General features: G+C 43.4%; 16 protein-coding genes. 5 read left to right on the top strand and 11 right to left on the bottom strand.

Annotated elements, in window-relative coordinates:
• Positions 1-40: 40 nt before the first annotated feature.
• From F6J90_RS10240 to F6J90_RS10250, 3 genes are all read right to left on the bottom strand, one after another.
• Positions 41-2,098 (bottom strand): hypothetical protein, encoded by a 2,058-nt coding sequence (locus tag F6J90_RS10240; RefSeq protein ID WP_293092670.1) that lies wholly within the window; start codon positions 2,096-2,098, stop codon positions 41-43.
• Positions 2,098-2,733, bottom strand: a complete 636-nt coding sequence (locus F6J90_RS10245; protein WP_293092672.1) for a hypothetical protein — start codon at positions 2,731-2,733, stop codon at positions 2,098-2,100. The genes F6J90_RS10240 and F6J90_RS10245 overlap by 1 nt, the downstream gene beginning before the upstream one ends.
• Before the next feature lie 236 nt (positions 2,734-2,969).
• Positions 2,970-3,230, bottom strand: coding sequence for a hypothetical protein (locus tag F6J90_RS10250; RefSeq protein WP_293092674.1), 261 nt, complete (start codon positions 3,228-3,230; stop codon positions 2,970-2,972).
• Between F6J90_RS10250 and F6J90_RS10255 the strand changes: the two genes are divergently transcribed.
• Complete coding sequence (locus F6J90_RS10255) at positions 3,216-3,386, top strand: hypothetical protein (RefSeq protein WP_293092676.1); 171 nt, start codon at positions 3,216-3,218, stop codon at positions 3,384-3,386. The two genes, F6J90_RS10250 and F6J90_RS10255, sit on opposite strands and share 15 nt — an antisense overlap.
• Here F6J90_RS10255 and F6J90_RS10260 read toward each other — a convergent pair.
• From F6J90_RS10260 to F6J90_RS10270, 3 genes are all read right to left on the bottom strand, one after another.
• The gene (locus tag F6J90_RS10260; protein ID WP_293092678.1) at positions 3,324-4,430 is read right to left on the bottom strand and encodes a substrate-binding domain-containing protein; all 1,107 of its coding nucleotides are present in this window, start codon (positions 4,428-4,430) and stop codon (positions 3,324-3,326) included. The genes F6J90_RS10255 and F6J90_RS10260 overlap by 63 nt on opposite strands.
• Positions 4,431-4,444: 14 nt before the next feature.
• Positions 4,445-5,170, bottom strand: a complete 726-nt coding sequence (locus F6J90_RS10265) for a hypothetical protein (protein ID WP_293092680.1) — start codon at positions 5,168-5,170, stop codon at positions 4,445-4,447.
• Between the two features lie 347 nt (positions 5,171-5,517).
• On the bottom strand, positions 5,518-7,257 hold the full coding sequence (locus tag F6J90_RS10270) for an extracellular solute-binding protein (protein ID WP_293092682.1): 1,740 nt from the start codon (positions 7,255-7,257) through the stop codon (positions 5,518-5,520).
• 144 nt (positions 7,258-7,401) lie between these two features.
• On the opposite strand from F6J90_RS10270, the gene F6J90_RS10275 reads away from it, so the two are divergent.
• Entirely contained in the window at positions 7,402-8,124 is a 723-nt protein-coding gene (locus F6J90_RS10275; RefSeq protein WP_293092684.1) for a Uma2 family endonuclease, read from the top strand.
• Positions 8,125-8,308: 184 nt separating this feature from the next.
• On the opposite strand, the gene F6J90_RS10280 is transcribed toward F6J90_RS10275, so the two are convergent.
• The 3 genes from F6J90_RS10280 to F6J90_RS10290 all read right to left on the bottom strand — a co-directional run bounded on the left by F6J90_RS10280 (position 8,309) and on the right by F6J90_RS10290 (position 11,067).
• On the bottom strand, positions 8,309-9,394 hold the full coding sequence (locus F6J90_RS10280) for a hypothetical protein (protein ID WP_293092686.1): 1,086 nt from the start codon (positions 9,392-9,394) through the stop codon (positions 8,309-8,311).
• Positions 9,367-10,635, bottom strand: coding sequence for a tetratricopeptide repeat protein (locus tag F6J90_RS10285; protein ID WP_293092688.1), 1,269 nt, complete (start codon positions 10,633-10,635; stop codon positions 9,367-9,369). Before F6J90_RS10285 ends, F6J90_RS10280 begins: the two co-directional genes overlap by 28 nt.
• A 240-nt stretch (positions 10,636-10,875) precedes the next feature.
• On the bottom strand, positions 10,876-11,067 hold the full coding sequence (locus tag F6J90_RS10290; RefSeq protein ID WP_293092690.1) for a hypothetical protein: 192 nt from the start codon (positions 11,065-11,067) through the stop codon (positions 10,876-10,878).
• Positions 11,068-11,193: 126 nt separating this feature from the next.
• On the opposite strand from F6J90_RS10290, the gene F6J90_RS10295 reads away from it, so the two are divergent.
• Entirely contained in the window at positions 11,194-11,358 is a 165-nt protein-coding gene (locus tag F6J90_RS10295) for a hypothetical protein (RefSeq protein WP_158069861.1), read from the top strand.
• Positions 11,359-11,583: 225 nt separating this feature from the next.
• Positions 11,584-11,832, top strand: a complete 249-nt coding sequence (locus F6J90_RS10300) for a type II toxin-antitoxin system ParD family antitoxin (RefSeq protein WP_293041017.1) — start codon at positions 11,584-11,586, stop codon at positions 11,830-11,832.
• Between the two features lie 33 nt (positions 11,833-11,865).
• Here the strand turns inward: F6J90_RS10300 and F6J90_RS10305 are convergent, their stop codons facing one another.
• Positions 11,866-12,015: a hypothetical protein gene (locus F6J90_RS10305; protein ID WP_293092692.1), complete on the bottom strand. Its 150-nt coding sequence runs from the start codon at positions 12,013-12,015 to the stop codon at positions 11,866-11,868.
• Between the two features lie 167 nt (positions 12,016-12,182).
• Positions 12,183-12,395, bottom strand: a complete 213-nt coding sequence (locus F6J90_RS10310) for a hypothetical protein (protein ID WP_293092694.1) — start codon at positions 12,393-12,395, stop codon at positions 12,183-12,185.
• A 1,180-nt stretch (positions 12,396-13,575) separates the two neighbouring features.
• Between F6J90_RS10310 and F6J90_RS10315 the strand changes: the two genes are divergently transcribed.
• On the top strand, positions 13,576-15,285 hold the full coding sequence (locus F6J90_RS10315; RefSeq protein WP_293092696.1) for a SulP family inorganic anion transporter: 1,710 nt from the start codon (positions 13,576-13,578) through the stop codon (positions 15,283-15,285).
• Positions 15,286-16,699 lie beyond the last annotated feature (1,414 nt).

The following is a 16,699-nucleotide window of genomic DNA, read 5'->3' on the forward strand; positions in this document are numbered from 1 at the left end:
CCTGTATCAGATTAGATGATCAGAAATTGCTTTTTGAAATTTATTTTTTTTCTCGTTCAATTTGATTAAGCAGAATGGCTGCCACGAAATCTGGATCCATAAACCATCCTTCTTGTGAAGTGTTACTGTATGTGTCTTCTGGTTTCACATGTCCCCCCGAATCTAGTTTATCTTTCAAACCCTCGACAACTTTCGCATCGTGATTCATCACATGGCTGTACTCGTGGAACAAGGTTCCCAAACGATCAAACTCACCTTCGCTTTCAATCCCAAACACACGTCTATTGGCCACTAGTTTATCCATAATTTCACCTAGGTTTAGCATTATGGCATCCCTCTTAAACTCATCTTTACCCTCACGTTTTGTCACACCAGACTGCTGACTCCCGTCGCCGAGTACCGTTAAGCCGATGGGCACCTTCCCTATTTTCGTCGCCTCAATGATTTGAACAGCCACTTCCATTGATTTTTCCAGATTACTCCAGGCATTCTGGTACGTTTTTTCATCTTTATTCTGAATAGTTGAGCTTAGGTTCTTCCCCAATTCATCAAACATACTATCTGTCAGATTATTCGCCGTGCTGGCTGTCACCCGGTATTTTTTAGCGACGTTTTCTGGGGTTGAGCTGATTGTTTCTAAAATTCGGTCATAGTTAACGTTCTCCAAGAGGTCAGAGGCTCGTTTGAGGGTTTGAGCGTAAGCTTTTACATTTTTGTCATTTATGTCGGCAGCGACAATGCCCCCAAATAATGTTTTCTTAGACTTGTCCTCTTTGTCGTCAGCGACTGTTTTCTCAGGGTCCGATTTCACGTTTTTGTTACCGGCAATCTCAGCTACTTTACTATCTTCACTGCCCGCCGCCTTTAGGTAGTCCAGATTAACCCTTCCTGCGAATTCACTAAAAACTCCCCAGTGCTCCACCCACGCTTTTTGCATCGCTGCCAAATATTCTTGTTCCTCTTCAGGTGCTTGATCATATGCCCTCTTCATAGCATCAGCGAAATTTATAAAACTCGCTTCCATGGACTTGTCTAATTGCGTATTGGTAGCCCCCATATTCTTGCGTGTCTCTTCATTCAACTCTCCCAGTATCGCCGTTTGCAGTTTTTCATAATTAGGGGGCTGTTGGGAAAGTCCCTGCCCCATCGCCTTCACACCCGCCTCAGGTGCGATCGAATCTTTTAGGGTCTGAACCATATTATTGTTTGACACCCATCGGCTGGGGGTATCCTCTTTGGGTACTATGTTTTGCATGGTTCTAATGTCTTCTGCTTTAAGGTCAGCGAAGATCGCCCAATTTGAGTTAGTCAATACCTCTGACGGTATCGATTTAAGATGATCTTTCTGTATACTGTTGATAAATGACTTCGTTAACAGGGGTGCTTGACGTTCGTTTAATCCACGTAATTGGTCCCCCGACAACCAACTGACCTGCTCAGTAGTCATTTTGCCTAGCTGTTCACCGCTAAAGGCACCCATGTGAACCTTATCCAGAGATTCAATCTGCTCTTTTGTTAGATTTTGTAGTTGTTCGTCTGTCATCCCTTTTAATTGCTTCACAGTTAGAGCTTTGATTTGTAGAGGGGTTAGGCTTTTTAATTGCGTGGCAGATAAGACTTTTATTTGCGTCACAGTTAGAGCACTGATTTGTCCAGGGGTTAGGCTTTTTAATTGCATAGCAGAAAGCGCCTTTAATCCTTTAACATCAAGTGCTCGCACTTGCTGGCGGGATAGGACTTTTATTTGCTTCTCAGTTAGAGCGCTGATTTGTTTAGGGGTTAGGCTTTTTAATTGCATAGCAGAAAGCGCCTTTAATCCTTTAACACCAAGTGCTTGCACTTGCTCGCGGGATAGGACTTTTATTTGGTCACCAGATAAGCTTGGAACTCTCTCCTGAAGTCTTGCAAAAGCCCTGGGTAAAGTAAGTTTTTGCAGAAGTCGCGGTGGTCGTTCGGCATCTTTTCTGGCCCGATCATCAGCAGTTCTTAATGCTTGTATTCTTGCCTGCTCTTTCGCGTCTCTCACTTTTTCCGGCTTCTTTCTTCTGGATGTTTCTCCTTTGGCTGTTTCTTCTTTTCGTTTTTGCTTTCCTGGCATTAGCCCTTACCTCCCCTTTTACTCTTCCCAGCATTACCCTTTTTGCCGCCTTTCTGGCCTTTTTTGCCAAGATGGCCCTCTACCCCAATACCGTCTTTTTGGCCGCCGGAATGGCCATTTACCCCTACAGAATCTTCAAAATTCTCTTCATTATCAGAATCCTCGAAGAATGACATTTCAACTAGGGCACCTTGATCGTCGATATAACTATTAAAAATTAAGTTATGGTAGAGCTCTCTAGATTCAAAATCTTGTAAACCCAACGGTTTCAGATCGGAAGGATAAATGGAAACATCATCATAGTCTTGATGTAGCTTGCTAATTTGATTGAACAGCTCAGACCGAATAGGGATAAAATCTGTATCAATGTGGAATTTAGTCACATCGGTAGTGAGTTTGTCTTCAATGACTCGATCCAGGTAAGGTAGCATCTCAAAGGTATTTTTAGCATCCAGCAGTATTTCCTTGATATCCCTGCGACGCTCGTCAAACTGGTGTTCCTTAAACTCATCATCCAACAGTTGTAATAAATCAGCTAAATAAGCAGCAGGAGAATAAACTGAACGGGCTTCATCGCCTTTTTTGAAATCAATTTCTCCAAAAATCCGTTCATAGCTTGGTAATTGTTTAGCCATATTTGTCTCTACTTATTCAGAGCATTTATACCAACTCTGTACTGGGTGAATCTCAATGCATAAAATTAGGTAAAAATTCGAGCGAAAATTCGCACAATCCTCGCGCCCGGGCCCTACACTTGCCTTCTTTTTTACAAATATGAGATGCACCCTCTGTACTGGTGCTAATTTATATACTATTTAATCTGATACAGGTTTCACAGTACCCTTGCGGGTACCTTTTTTGTTACGAAAGATTAATCGATATATAGCAAAGGGAGCAGGGAGCAGGGAGCAGGGAGTAGGGAACAGGGAACAGGGAGTAGGGAACAGGGAACAGGGAGCAGGGAGCAGGGAACAGGGAACAGGGAACAGGGAACAGGGAACAGGGAACAGGGAACAGGGAACAGGGAGTAGGGAACAGGGAGTAGGGAACAGGGAACAGGGAACAGGGAACAGGGAACAGGGAGTAGGGAACAGGGAACACAGAAGAGGGAATAGCGATGCAGCGCCTTCATCAGGGGGTTTCCCACACTCCCCCCTCTTGCCTCTTGCCTCTTGCCTCTTGCCTCTTGCCTACTCCCTACTCCCTACTCCCTACTCCCTACTCCCTACTCCACCCGATTCCACATCCGTTGAATTTCCCCAATCACCTCAGAATTTGGTGGTGCTAAGGTTTTTAAATTAGGGTCAGTTTTTGCACCGGGAATACGTTTTGTCCAAGGACTGCCGGAGACAGATTGCAAATCAATACCCCCAACCACAGGACGAAAACCGTATTGCACAAAGGTTTTTTGTTGTTCTGGAGCAGTCAGGAATTGGAGGAATGTCCGTGCTGCTTTTACCTGTTGGGAGTTCACATCTCTGCGGACAATGGCTGCGGTGGAAACCGTTTCAATGGTGGGGTTAAAATAATAAATCTGATAGGGCTTGCTTTGAGTCTGGGCTGCCTGTTCCCAACGGTAGAGGGCAATGCTTTCATATACAGTCGCAACATCTGCCTCATTGGGGCCACGGGTAATAAACTCTTGCAATAGAGTGTCCGTTGACCGTGGCGGTTGATAGACAGACCGCTTGACTAAACCGAAAAGAGACTGGGTTTCGGAGCTATTAAAATTAGTTGGGGATAAGGTTGCGCCCCCAGAATTACTCTGTGTCCAAAGACTTAAGGTCAGTTGTCCGCTATTGGAACGATTAGGATCGGTAGTCACAAAATCAAAACTACCCCAGTTAGGATTGCCTCCAATCTCCTGCCAATTGCGCTTTTTCATGGCATTTTCTAGTCTTAACCATTGAAAACGACCATCAGGAAACAGAATTTGTCCCCGTTCTGGCCAAGCAATACCTACTAAGAGGGTTTTGGCAATGGGTTGGGGGTTATCATAAAAGGGGGCACTAGTGTTTTGGGCTTGCCAGCGGACGCTTAACTCATTCAACAAAACCCCATTGGCGGGAATTAAAATTGTGGGTTTAAAATCATTTTTTTCATTGAGATAGCGATTGACTAATTCCTGGGAGCCTTGGAATTTAAATTCGATGTTAATATTAGAATGGGTTTCTTCAAAACGTTGTTCAAGAACAGCCAGGGGTTCTTGCAATTCTGTTCCAGTGACGACATAAAGGGTTTGTTGTAACCCTGGTAAAGGAGCGTAGGCAATGCCTAGGGAAACAGCGATAATCCCCAGGGAGGTAATTGTTTTAGTTGTTTTATTATTCATGAATTATTATCCATTTAAGATAGGAAAAGAGCCATATTGTCTTGAAAACCTGCCAATTCGGTACTGAGGGAGCGCAATTCTTCCACGGCTTGGGTATCTTCTAAATTGCTTGTGCGCAGGCGATTCTGCAACTGTTGTAGAACTCCCGCTGTATCAGTAATCAAAGTAGCTAGAGCAATCACCTGGGCTTGTCTGGCATCTTCCCCTTGTCTGGCCAGGGTAATGTTGTGTTGCAAGCTGGTGGCTAATTGCTGTAATTGTTGCCTAGCGACTCCAGAACTATTAGTTTTTTTGGCTTCTACCTCTTGCAACTGCTGCTGTAACTCGGTTACTGAAAGCAGGGAGTCTGTACCATGGAGACGTTGGGAGAATTGGTCAATTTTGCTGGGTAATTCCAATGCGCGATCGCATGCGAATTGAATCGTAGAAAGTAGCTCCATTTCTGTAGTAGCAAGGGCAAGTTTTTCCGATTCTGAGCGCAGGCTTTCTGCTTTTTGAGCAATCAGTTGAGCCTGTTGTCGTACCTGTTGTAATTCCCTTTCCAAAGCAGGGTTTTGTAGGGTCGGGGGTCGTTGACTTTCCTTTTGCTTAAGAACAGTGGCACCAGCCACCGTGACCACTCCTGCTAGGGGAATAGCAATGGGGCTGGGAAGTCGAGCAACTCGTACTGCGATCGCTAGCACTACACCTCCTGCTAAGACCGCTAGGGGATAATGAAGAGGATTTGCAAAGGTTAACATGGGTTGGCTCATGGGTAATATCATGTCCGGTTGAATACTTACACGAGGCGTGAAAGGAAGGCAGAGGGCAGAAGGCACCCACCCCTAACCCCTCCCAGGAGGGGAATGGCAGAAGGAAAGGAGTAAGGTTTAAAGGGAGAAGGTTTTGTATCACTAATTATCCTGACATGATATAATTAGCGACTGATAATTTACTTAAACTGTATAGCGTTTTTCATAACTATTAGGTACACAGGATTTTTTCACTCTTGCCTCTTGCCTCTTGCCTCTTCGCTGTTCCCTGTTCCCTGTTCCCTGTTCCCTAAAACCCAAGAATCTGTACCTCACCCAATTGAAAACTGCTGTACTTAAAACTCAACTTGTAAATCTGCGATCAACTTAGAAATCGTTTCGGGATTGCCCTGACGATAATAGCCCCCATTTACTTCAGCAATTGTTTGCAGTACTTTAGGATTAAATTCTCCTTGTTTGCCGTAACCTACGGTGAAAAAAGCAATACTTTCATCGGTTTTAAAGTTACTGGTTTGTAATTCTTGGGAGAGGCGGTCGAGAGTAATTTCTGAGCCAGAATCCTCACCATCGGTCAAAATCAACACCGCATTAATCGCGTCTGTTTTAAAATTTTGTTTTAACCAGTTCCGAGCAAAAATAGCACTATCATATAATCGAGTTCCTCCCCCAGCTTTCAGACTACCGATAAATTTTATACCCTCAGCTTTTCCTTGGGGTGTGCCTTCCACCATAAATGGTTCCTTAATCTCATTACTGAAAGGAATAATGGCAATCTTTTCCCTTGAACCGAGATTCTGGACGTAGTTCAGTAAAGTATTCTGCACACCCGAGAGTTTCTCACCTCTCATAGAACCGGAAACATCTACGACTAAAGCAACTTGGGAAGGTTTTTTGGCGTAGCTTTGCCAACTTTGCAACATCGCTTCTACCACTTCCGGTTTAGGAGGACGGTAGGAATCGTATTTAGGATTAGCTTGTACCCCAAATTGAGGGGAAAACTTACTGCCAAGGGGCACCCCTGGAATCCCCGGACGTAAGCCCAAGTCTACCGCAATTTTTTGGGTTTCTGGTTGCCGTAGGAATTCAATAACTTTTTCCCCTGCTGCTTTCTCTTTTTCACTCACCCATGGGGCATTGGGGAGGATGGCGCGGATGTTAGAACTGAAGGTAGCAGAAGGATAAACCGCTTGATAGTTAACCGTATTATTACCTTGGCTGTTGGCACTAATCACTAAGGATTCGTAGACAGAGCCCACAGAAGCCCAAAACGGACCGTTTTTAACCATCGATTTCGCTAACGATCCCGTAGATTTTCCATAACGGGTGATTTTATTTTGGATTTTCTGAATCCGATCTTGGTATTTTTTTACATCCGCTATGGTGAGTTCTTCAGGACGCTTACCGGAAACCGAAGCAAATTGAGCCACTAGGGTTTGCAAGCCAGAATTGGAACGGGTTGGAGCAGTGTGAACGTAAGTTATTGGTAAAGGAGCCGCCTTGGGGTCTAGATCCTGGTGATTTTTTGCTTCTACCAACGAAACATAGAGATCGTCCACTGCTGCTAAACTTCCGGCTAAATCAGCTTGGGTCATAAAAACCATCGGACTGTAAGCAAGCAGAGGTGATTCAGTTAAATCTGGGATATAGTTTTGTCCTGGAAAAATTTTATTAATCTGGAAGATCAGCTGACTCTGGTAAATTTCTCCATCGACAGAAATTAAAGTAGGAAATTGGGAATCTTCAGGAGCGATCGCACCAGATTGCAATTGTTGCGTAAGATTAAGAACTTCCTCCACCACATCCCCACTTCCTTTAGTATCGCAGGTTAGATAAAAGGGAGTACCATCCTTTAGTTTAGGCTGGGAGTTATTGAGTTTGGTTGCAGCGCGATCGCAAAAATCTTTTAAGTCACTCCCTGCCAGAAAGCGAATTTCTAAACCTCGGTTAACTGTTTGGTTGATTGTTTGACTAGTCTGACAAGCACCAAGGAGCAAGAGAACAGAATAGATAGGTATAAAATATCGTTTCCAAGAGATTGAAGGGAAAACCTTCGGGAGATTGCTATAATTAAACATCACACATCGCTTAGTTTTTGAATCTAAGATCAAGCACCAATTAAATTATAACACTTTTGCTTAAAAAAAGCTGTTTAAATGGTAGTTTTTTATTGGGTGTGATAAGATAGAATAGGCTTCCCCTGTTTGGTAACAAGTTTTACTATGATTCAGCAGATTCAGCCCACCACAGATGACATCTTTTATCCCGAAAGTGACGGCAAACCAATGGCCGACAATACCCTTCAATTTGAACTAATTACCACCATTAAGTATGGCCTGGAAGTCCACTTCAAAGATGACCCCAATGTATTCGTTGCTGGGGATTTGTTGTGGTATCCAATACAAGGAGAACCCAAAATCAACCAAGCCCCGGATGTGATGGTAGTTATCGGTAGACCGAAAGGGCATCGGCGTTCTTATAAAACCTGGGTTGAAGATAACCTTAATCCCCAAGTCACCTTTGAAATTGCCTCCGAAACCAACACCATCAAAGAATTAGAAGAGGATAAACTCAAGTTTTACCGGACCCATGGAGTAGAAGAGTACTATCTCTATGACCCAAATAGAGCCAAACTAAAAGGCTGGTTGCGTTCAGGAAAAAAACTAGAACCAATCCCTCAGATGCTTGGTTGGGTGAGTCCCCGTTTAGGAATTACCTTTGAGTTAGTAGCATCTCAATTGGTGCTGTATTATCCCAATGGTGAGCCTTTTGCTAGCTATTTAGAAATTAGTGAGCAGAGAGAACAACAACGTCAACGGGCAGAACAGGCGGAAGAAGCTTTAGAGCAAGCACAGGAAGCTTTAGAGCTTGAACGAACTCGTATGAAAGCATTGTTGGAGCAATTAAAAGCAAAAGGGATAAATCCCGATGATTTTGACCTGTAAGGGATTTGATCGATAAATTGTTGGTTGCTAATATCTTGTTTCGTGGTAGTTTGTCCCACTGTGGGCAGGGGCGTAATTAGTCCTACTGAGATCAGACTAAGTAGAGCTGTTGCCCAAATTTTTTGCCTTTTTAACTTACTTGAAACCATACCGATACCCCCTACCTCAAATCCAGAGCCGCCTGTCAAATTTTACTTTTCTGCTGTTCTAGTTGACGCACCTTTGATTGATCTCCTAAAGCCCGATAACTGACCTGGGCTTGCTCTAACCACTGTAAAGCTTCTTCTTTACTGTCAAGAATTAGGGTGATAATTACTAAACTCTTTTGTATTTCCGCTTGACTGTTTAAATCTGATGCTGCTTGAGCGAGTTCTAAACCTTTGAGGTAACGCTCCTTTGCCAGTCGATTTAATCCCACTTGTGTGTAGGTATTCCCTAGCAGTTGATAGGTGGCTACCAAATTCTTCCCATCTTTGATGCTTTGTTCGAGGATATCAATCGCATCATATTTCAAGTCTTCGCTGAGGTAAAAATGGGCTAGGGCTAAGGAATTTGCTTCGTCACTTAACTGTTTTTGCTGGAGTTCCTCTACTTCTTTTAATAGGGTGGTAGCTTTCTTTTCATCAAGTATCCGAAAACCAAATACCCCTTCCTCTATAGAACGTTGACCGTTGTCAGTCTCAACAATTAACCAATAATAACCAGGTGGTAGAGGTTGTTCCCCTGAATAAACAATTTCTGTCTCCCTAGTGTCGGTTTTCCAGTCTAGATCTGATGCTTGTCCACGAATCCTAACAGAGTAACTTTCTGCACCTTCAACATGATGCCAGCGTAGGGTGGGTCGGTTGTCGAGTAAAGATGTGTTCCTCGGACTTAATAGGTAAGGAATGTTTTGATTATTTCTGCCTCTAGTATCACCGGTATAATCCTCTGAGTGAATTATTCTACTACCTCCGGTAGCAGGACAGCCTTCATTAACCATGGATGTTTTTCCCCGTTCAGGTTTCCAGGTTGTCCAGTTGGAACACAGCACTTCAACGGTAGCATTTGAGCCTACTAACAGCCGATAATCCCCCCTGAGTACATCACCAATAGAAGCTGGTTGAAAATTTGACCAATCGGGCTTCTGGAATTTGACTTCACCTGGAGGACCCAAGGCGATAATTAGGTTAAACCTTGGTATTTGAGGCAGGGCAGGTTTGATGAAAGTAACTGCCACACCTAGCCCCAGTGCAAAGGCAATTAAGGTTTTCGATTGTTTTGACCACATGATTGATTGTCCTCCTTTAATTTTTGATGAGCTAAGCCCAGCCACAGATCCTCATCAGGATTAGCACTTGACCCCAATTGACAACATTTTTGCCACTGGGTAAGGGCTTTGGTTTTCTGGTTTTGTTTTTGATAAACCTGGGCTAATAAGCAGTGGGATGAACCTCGATTAGAGATTCGTTTACTACCTTCTTGACTACTTCCTAGAGAAACAGCACCCAGGATAAATTTCTCCGCTTCATACCAGCGCTGTTGCTTAAACCTTGCCCAACCCAAGTTTTTCATCAGGTCGTATTTAACTTTGATGCTTGCTTGCCCAGCCCTATCTAAACCGTCTAAGAGTAGGGGGATAGCTAAGGAAGGTTTGTTGTTAATAATATGCAAGCGACCTAAGTTGTTATAAGCTTTTACAAAATGGCCTTTTACGGCGAATTGGTATTGAGTTCTGGCTTTTTCAAACTGTTGTAAATCTTCGTAAACCAAAGCTAAGTTGTAGTGAGCTTTGACATTATCAGGATTAAGGGCTAAGGCTTGCTGATAGTGGGCTTCAGCACTGGCTAGTTGACCTTGCTTATAGTTTTCAAAACCTCTTTTATTGGAGAAATTAGAAAAATTGGGCAGATAAAAGTTAAAACCTAGTAAGATTAGCAGTAATAACTCCGTCGCCCCGAGCTGGGCTTCCGCATGAAAATGCTTGGGAATACCCAGTCGGATTAATAATTTATCAAATCCTTCTTGTCCGGTTTCCGTTAGTTCGCTTATCGCTTGTAATAAGGTCAAAAGACTAGGAAAAGCAATTGCTACTGCTCCCGCAAATCCAGTGCCTGCTATCAGAAAACGAGGCAGAAGGTCGATTAACAAGCCAAGATTCGCCGTCCAGCCAGCAATGCTCAATCCTCGCCATAACCAATCCCACCATTGCCAGCGGGCAAGCTCCGGTTCTGTTTCTAAATGCCACCACCAAGCTGTGTCTGGGGGTTCCAAACTAGTTCGCCAGCTAGAAAAATCAATAACTTTGCTGATCTGCCAAGCATTTTGTTTGAGGCGCACATCCAAGGCAACAAGCTTTTTTTGTTGGTGATAAGAAGGGTAAACTTGTGCCTGACCAGCAGCGTGAACAAAATCCCTAGCATTTAAAACTGCTAGAATTTGCTCTTCAGACATCGGTGATGCTGAATCTTCCAGGTTATCAAGGGCTATTTCGTAAGTCTTGAGAGCCTCATCTAAGGGAGGAGTAGTCATTTACTTTGTGGGTCAAAGATATAAAAATTAAACGTAAGCATTCAGCTAATGCACTACCTGCTGAATGCTGAGTGCTGATAGCTGATTTTTCAGTATCTATAGACTTATCCGGCTAACCACCAACAGTTATGCAGGAAACTTTCAATACCAGGTTGATCTCCCACAGGACTTACCCACCAAGACCCTTAACATCCCGTTTCTCCTTATAAGTCAAAAGCTGAAATCGGTATATAGCATTTCTTAAATAGGTGAGGTACACAAGTTGTGGATTAATGGAAATAGGGAATAGGGAACTAGGGAATGACTTTTTTGAAGTGTCGTCTGTTGCTTGATGTACTTTTGCTGCTCCAATATCAGCCATACCAACTGCTCCCTTGCCAGTTGTTTGAGGGCTTTTGGCTCTAGCTTGTTCAGTGCGAGTTCTCTGCTCATGCTGTTAGGTTACCGATTTTTTCAGTTTTGTCAACCCCCCTCACCTGAATTCTTACAATTAAACTTAATTGTTCTTCCAACTTATATATTTTATTTTATAGATTTGTACTACTAAGCTCGAAAAGCTTGACTGTAAGCATTCAGCGGTCAGCCGTCAGCGGTCAGCCGTCAGCGGTCAGCCGTCAGCCAAGGGCATCAGCTGATAGCACCTCAAGTAACGTGGCACAGGCTTTGGCCTTGGCCTTTAGGCCACGCTACGCGAATGGCCACGCTGTGCGAACGACGCTGTGACGTAGCGCATTAGCTGATAGCTGATCTAGGGGTAATTGCAGCTGGCTCACATTTTTTTGTTCCCGCTTTTTATTGTAGGGCGCAGGCTAAGTAATGACAACCGTTAACATAGGCGTTGGAGTTGGGTTGAGTGCGGGGCCAGTCTCTACATTGACAATCCATTGGCAATTATTGACAATATAGCTATAAACAAGTAGTAAGCAACTAAGTATCCCAATGGAGACAATGAACATTGCCCTGCCCTCTCAGATGAAAGAGTTTATTCAAGCTCAGGTAGCCTTAGGGGGTTATAGCAGCGCTAGCGAGTACATTCGAGAGCTAATTCGAGCTGACCAAAAGCAGAAAACTAGATACGCCCTAGAAATGGAAATTCTCAAAGGACTAAGTAGCCCAGAGCCAACACCAATGACAGCTGACGATTGGGAAGATATTCGCACCAATATCAGACAGCGGTTTGACCAATCCGGGAAATAACTGATACATCGGATAATTACAGCGTTTCTCATATTAATTAGGTACAAAGGATTTTTTCCCGACTCCCGACTCCCGACTCCCGACTCCCGACTCCCGACTCCCTAAAAAAAAATCGGTCAAGTTTGGGTTAACCCCAATCCTTGACCGAATTCTGTACTTGAAGGTTCCACAAGTACAGCTCAACTATGGATAATTTCATATCAATTATAACATGATTCCCGAGTTAGTCAGCAACTGCTGAAAAGCAATAACATCCCAACTCATTCTGCTTCATGTTGCTTCATCCTCCTTCACCAAACATCCTTCACCATTCCTGATTTGCCAGGGGGCAACCCTGGCAAAATCCTATCTTAATCTATGTAAAAGTATCGAATCAAAAAGGTCATAACCTCACCAGGCTTTCCGGTAGGCTCCGGAGTGCTCCACTCGTCCGGTGACCCATACTTAAGGGAATAAATGGCATTAATTGTTTTGCGAACCTTTTCAGGAGAACCGATCAAAAAGAGCTTGGCTTTCTTGGGTAAGGCACCTTGGTTGTCGGAAGGAGGAAAATTGTTACTCATCTGAAATTATCTCTTGAGTTTGTTGACATTATTAATTTATCAACAAATCAATATATTGTCAAGGGGTTTAGAAAATTTTTTTTTATTAAGAAATCGGGAATGGGGAATCGGGAATGGGGAATCGGGAATAGTAATAAAATTACTCGTAGGGTGGGCAGTGTTTTAGACCAATAATATTAGCTTATAATCGGTATTTTAAGCACTTAATACCGACATTAAATAACTATAAAATAGGAGTTAATTATCTAGATTAAGAATATTACTCGTAGGGTGGGCAGTGTTTTAGACCAATAATATTAGCTTATAATCGGTATTTTAAGCACTGCCCACCGACATCAAATAACTATAAAATAGGAGTTAATTATCTAGATTAAGAATATTACTCGTAGGGTGGGCAGTGTTTTAGACCAATAATATTAGCTTATAATCGGTATTTTAAGCACTGCCCACCGACATCAAATAACTATAAAATAGGAGTTAATTATCTAGATTTTTAATAAAATTACTGGTCTGGTGGGCAGTGCTTCAGCCAATTCAAAAGCTGACAATCCTGTTGGTACGCACTGCCCACCCTACATCTACATATATAGCTCTGGTTGGCTAGATTTTTAATAAAATTACTGGTCTGGTGGGCAGTGCTTCAGACCAATTCAACACCTCACAATTTTGTTGGTACGCACTGCCCACCCTACATCTACTTTTTCGGGTGCATCTCATTTTTGCGGTTTGACCTGGTGGTGCGTTACGGGACGAACTGTGCTAACACTGGCTACCGATAAAATGAGGGCGAGCCCGTCCCTGAAGCACCACTAGCAACTACGCAACTAATATCATTTTATGACAATTACCTTTAATAAAAATCTCCCCTATCTCCCTATCTCCCTATCTCCCTATCTCCCTATCTCCCCCTCTCCCTATCTCCCTATCTCCCTATCTCCCTATCTCCCCTGCCCATAAGGCAAATCGATAATTGCCATGAGTTTTTTTAAAGTTAAGATATTTATTAATAAATTATTAATATTAAGTTAACGGCTTATGTTTCTGGGGCTTGTGCCTTTACCATAGATTTAAGTAAATGATTTTAGTAAAATACTTCAATAAATCCAATGGATGTATTTGCAGTACAGTAAAAAGTAGTTACCTACATGTAATGTAACAATTACCTAAATGTCATTTAACTATGCAACTGACTAACCAAATTCACTTTCGTAACATTAGGGGGGATATTTTTGGTGGACTAACCGCCGCCGTGATCGCCCTCCCCATGGCTCTTACCTTCGGTGTCGCCTCCGGTGCTGGGGCAGAAGCTGGTTTGTGGGGTGCTGTATTAATTGGCTTTTTTGCTGCGGTATTTGGGGGTACTCCCACCCTAATTTCTGAACCTACTGGCCCCATGACCGTGGTGATGACAGCGGTAATTGCTAACCTTACGGCTGCTAATCCAGAAAACGGTATGGGTATGGCTATGGCTTTTACCGTGGTCATGTTAGCCGGAATTTTTCAAATTCTGTTTGGTTTTCTGCGCCTAGGCAAATACATTACTTTGATGCCCTACACCGTCATTTCCGGTTTTATGTCGGGTATTGGAATCATACTAATTATTTTACAAACTGCTCCTTTCTTGGGTCAAGGTAGCCCTAAGGGTGGCGTCATTGGCACAGTTACTAATTTGCCCACACTGATAGCAAACATCAACCCGATTGAAACTATTTTAGCTGTTTTGACGGTAGCAATTCTTGTTTTGATGCCCCGCAAATGGAAACGCATCTTACCCCCCCAGTTGGTAGCATTAATTCTGGGAACAGTTTTGTCTTTGGTGTTTTTCTCTGGGGTAGATATTCGCCGTATTGGGGAAATTGCTGTTGGTTTGCCTAGTTTGCGTCTACCAGTGTTTACCACTCAACAGTTACAATTAATGGTGGTTGATGCTTTGGTGCTAGCTACACTGGGCTGCATTGATGCATTACTAACTTCCCTGGTTGCTGATAGTTTAACCCGCACCGAACATGATTCTAACAAAGAGTTGATGGGTCAGGGTTTAGGTAACTTAGTATCCGGTTTATTTGGCGGTATTCCTGGGGCTGGCGCAACCATGGGAACTGTGGTTAATATCCAAGCCGGGGGTAGGAGTGCCCTTTCTGGAATCGCCCGTGCTTTAGCATTACTAGTAGTTGTGCTTTGGGCTGCCCCCCTCACCAAAAGTATTCCCCTTGCTGTTTTAGCTGGTATCGCCCTCAAGGTAGGTATTGATATTATTGACTGGGGTTTCCTCAAGCGTGCCCATAAAATTTCTTGGAAAGCATCCCTGATTATGTACGGGGTGATTTTACTGACTGTTTTTGTTGACTTGATTGTGGCCGTGGGAGTGGGAGTATTTGTTGCCAATATCCTCACCATTGAGCGTCTTAGTGCTCATAGAGCAGACAGTGTTAAGGCGATTACCTATGACGATGAAGAAATTCAGCTTTCCCAGGAAGAAAAAGTACTATTGGATCAAGGTGACGGTCGTATTGTACTGTTTCATCTCAGTGGACCGATGATTTTTGGGGTTGCCAAGGCAATTTCCCGTCAACACAATGCCATTGAAGGTTTTGATGTGCTGATTCTGGATTTCAGTGATGTACCTATTTTAGGTGTTACCGCTACCCTCGCTTTGGAAAATGCTATTCAAGAAGCCTTAGATAAAGGTCGTGAAGTATTTATTGTAGGCGCAACAGGCAAAACCAGAAAGCGCTTACAAAGCTTGGATATCTGGCAGCAGATTCCACCCGAAAACATAGAATTGACTCGTTTAGAAGCACTGCGGTTGTCTCGTACCATGGTGAGTAACTATCAAAATTATGCACCAAGTCAGGCAAAAGCTAATTTTGATTTGTCAGCTGATATATAAGTTTTACAGCGGTTTGCAATTGGGTGAGGTACAAATTATTGGGTTTTAGGGAGCAGGGACTTCGGAGCAGGGAGCAGTGTAATAAAAGGTAAGAGGTAAGAGCTAATAGGGTAAAAATATTGTGTACCTCATTAGAATAAAAAATGCTATAAATATAGCAATCCGTGTAGGAATTGTGAGAATTTTTGATCTGAAGTTCCCTACTCCCTACTCCCTACTCCCTACTCCCTATTCCCTGTTCCCAGATCCGCTGTTCCCTTTGCTATATAACACAGAAGCGTTGAATGTTTGAAACGTTCAACGCTTCTGACTTTTTGATACCTTTTGATAGTTGTTTAGTTAACAAAAATAAAAATAATTTAAAATAAATTAAAATATCGACGTCTTGCATAAATAGCCAACAACAGGGTGATAAGTACTATAACTACATCGCAAAAACCTAAGCATTCAGCTATCAGCTATCAGCTATCAGCCGTAGGGTGGGCAGTGGATCAGACCAATTGAAAAGCTGACAATCGTTTTGCTAGCCACTGCCCACCCTACCTATCAGCTATATCAGCCGTAGGGTGGGCAGTGGATCAGACCAATTGAAAAGCTGACAATCGTTTTGCTAGCCACTGCCCACCCTACCTCTATAACTACATGGCAAAAACCTAAGCATTCAGCCATCAGCTATCAGCCGTAGGGTGGGCAGTGGATCAGACCAATTGAAAAGCTGACAATCGTTTTGCTAGCCACTGCCCACCCTACCTCAACGTTTGCCTCTTGCCTTGCCCGTAGCGCTATATCAGCCGTAGGGTGGGCAGTGGATCAGACCAATTGAAAAGCTGACAATCGTTTTGCTAGCCACTGCCCACCCTACCTCAACGTTTGCTAATATTCCCAAAACATTTTTAGCCGTAGCCGTAGGGTGGGCAGTGGATCAGACCAATTGAAAAGCTGACAATCGTTTTGCTAGCCACTGCCCACCCTACCTCTATAACTACATCGCAAAAACGTAAGCATTCAGCCATCAGCTATCAGCCGTAGGGTGGGCAGTGGATCAGACCAATTGAAAAGCTGACAATCGTTTTGCTAGCCACTGCCCACCCTACCTCAACGTTTGCCTCTTGCCTTGCCCGTAGCGCTATATCAGCCGTAGGGTGGGCAGTGGATCAGACCAATTGAAAAGCTGACAATCGTTTTGCTAGCCACTGCCCACCCTACCTCAACGTTTGCTAATATTCCCAAAACATTTTTAGCCGTAGCCGTAGGGTGGGCAGTGGATCAGACCAATTGAAAAGCTGACAATCGTTTTGCTAGCCACTGCCCACCCTACCTCAACGTTTGCTAATATTCCCAAAACATTTTTAGCCGTAGCCGTAGGGTGGGCAGTGGATCAGACCAATTGAAAAGCTGACAATCGTTTTGCTAG

The sequence above is a fragment of the Moorena sp. SIOASIH genome, from assembly GCF_010671925.1.
Classification (GTDB): Bacteria; Cyanobacteriota; Cyanobacteriia; order Cyanobacteriales; family Coleofasciculaceae; genus Moorena.

Excerpts from the sequence above, each read along its gene's own strand:
- F6J90_RS10310 (WP_293092694.1), bottom strand. The coding sequence starts at position 12,395 with ATGAGTAACAATTTTCCTCCTTCCGACAACCAAGGTGCCTTACCCAAG.
- F6J90_RS10280 (WP_293092686.1), bottom strand. The coding sequence starts at position 9,394 with ATGTGGTCAAAACAATCGAAAACCTTAATTGCCTTTGCACTGGGGCTA.
- F6J90_RS10270 (WP_293092682.1), bottom strand. The coding sequence starts at position 7,257 with ATGTTTAATTATAGCAATCTCCCGAAGGTTTTCCCTTCAATCTCTTGG.
- F6J90_RS10300 (WP_293041017.1), top strand. The coding sequence starts at position 11,584 with ATGAACATTGCCCTGCCCTCTCAGATGAAAGAGTTTATTCAAGCTCAG.
- F6J90_RS10275 (WP_293092684.1), top strand. The coding sequence starts at position 7,402 with ATGATTCAGCAGATTCAGCCCACCACAGATGACATCTTTTATCCCGAA.
- F6J90_RS10265 (WP_293092680.1), bottom strand. The coding sequence starts at position 5,170 with ATGTTAACCTTTGCAAATCCTCTTCATTATCCCCTAGCGGTCTTAGCA.
- F6J90_RS10260 (WP_293092678.1), bottom strand. The coding sequence starts at position 4,430 with ATGAATAATAAAACAACTAAAACAATTACCTCCCTGGGGATTATCGCT.
- F6J90_RS10255 (WP_293092676.1), top strand. The coding sequence starts at position 3,216 with ATGCAGCGCCTTCATCAGGGGGTTTCCCACACTCCCCCCTCTTGCCTC.
- F6J90_RS10315 (WP_293092696.1), top strand. The coding sequence starts at position 13,576 with ATGCAACTGACTAACCAAATTCACTTTCGTAACATTAGGGGGGATATT.
- F6J90_RS10245 (WP_293092672.1), bottom strand. The coding sequence starts at position 2,733 with ATGGCTAAACAATTACCAAGCTATGAACGGATTTTTGGAGAAATTGAT.
- F6J90_RS10240 (WP_293092670.1), bottom strand. The coding sequence starts at position 2,098 with ATGCCAGGAAAGCAAAAACGAAAAGAAGAAACAGCCAAAGGAGAAACA.
- F6J90_RS10285 (WP_293092688.1), bottom strand. The coding sequence starts at position 10,635 with ATGACTACTCCTCCCTTAGATGAGGCTCTCAAGACTTACGAAATAGCC.
- F6J90_RS10290 (WP_293092690.1), bottom strand. The coding sequence starts at position 11,067 with ATGAGCAGAGAACTCGCACTGAACAAGCTAGAGCCAAAAGCCCTCAAA.
- F6J90_RS10250 (WP_293092674.1), bottom strand. The coding sequence starts at position 3,230 with ATGAAGGCGCTGCATCGCTATTCCCTCTTCTGTGTTCCCTGTTCCCTA.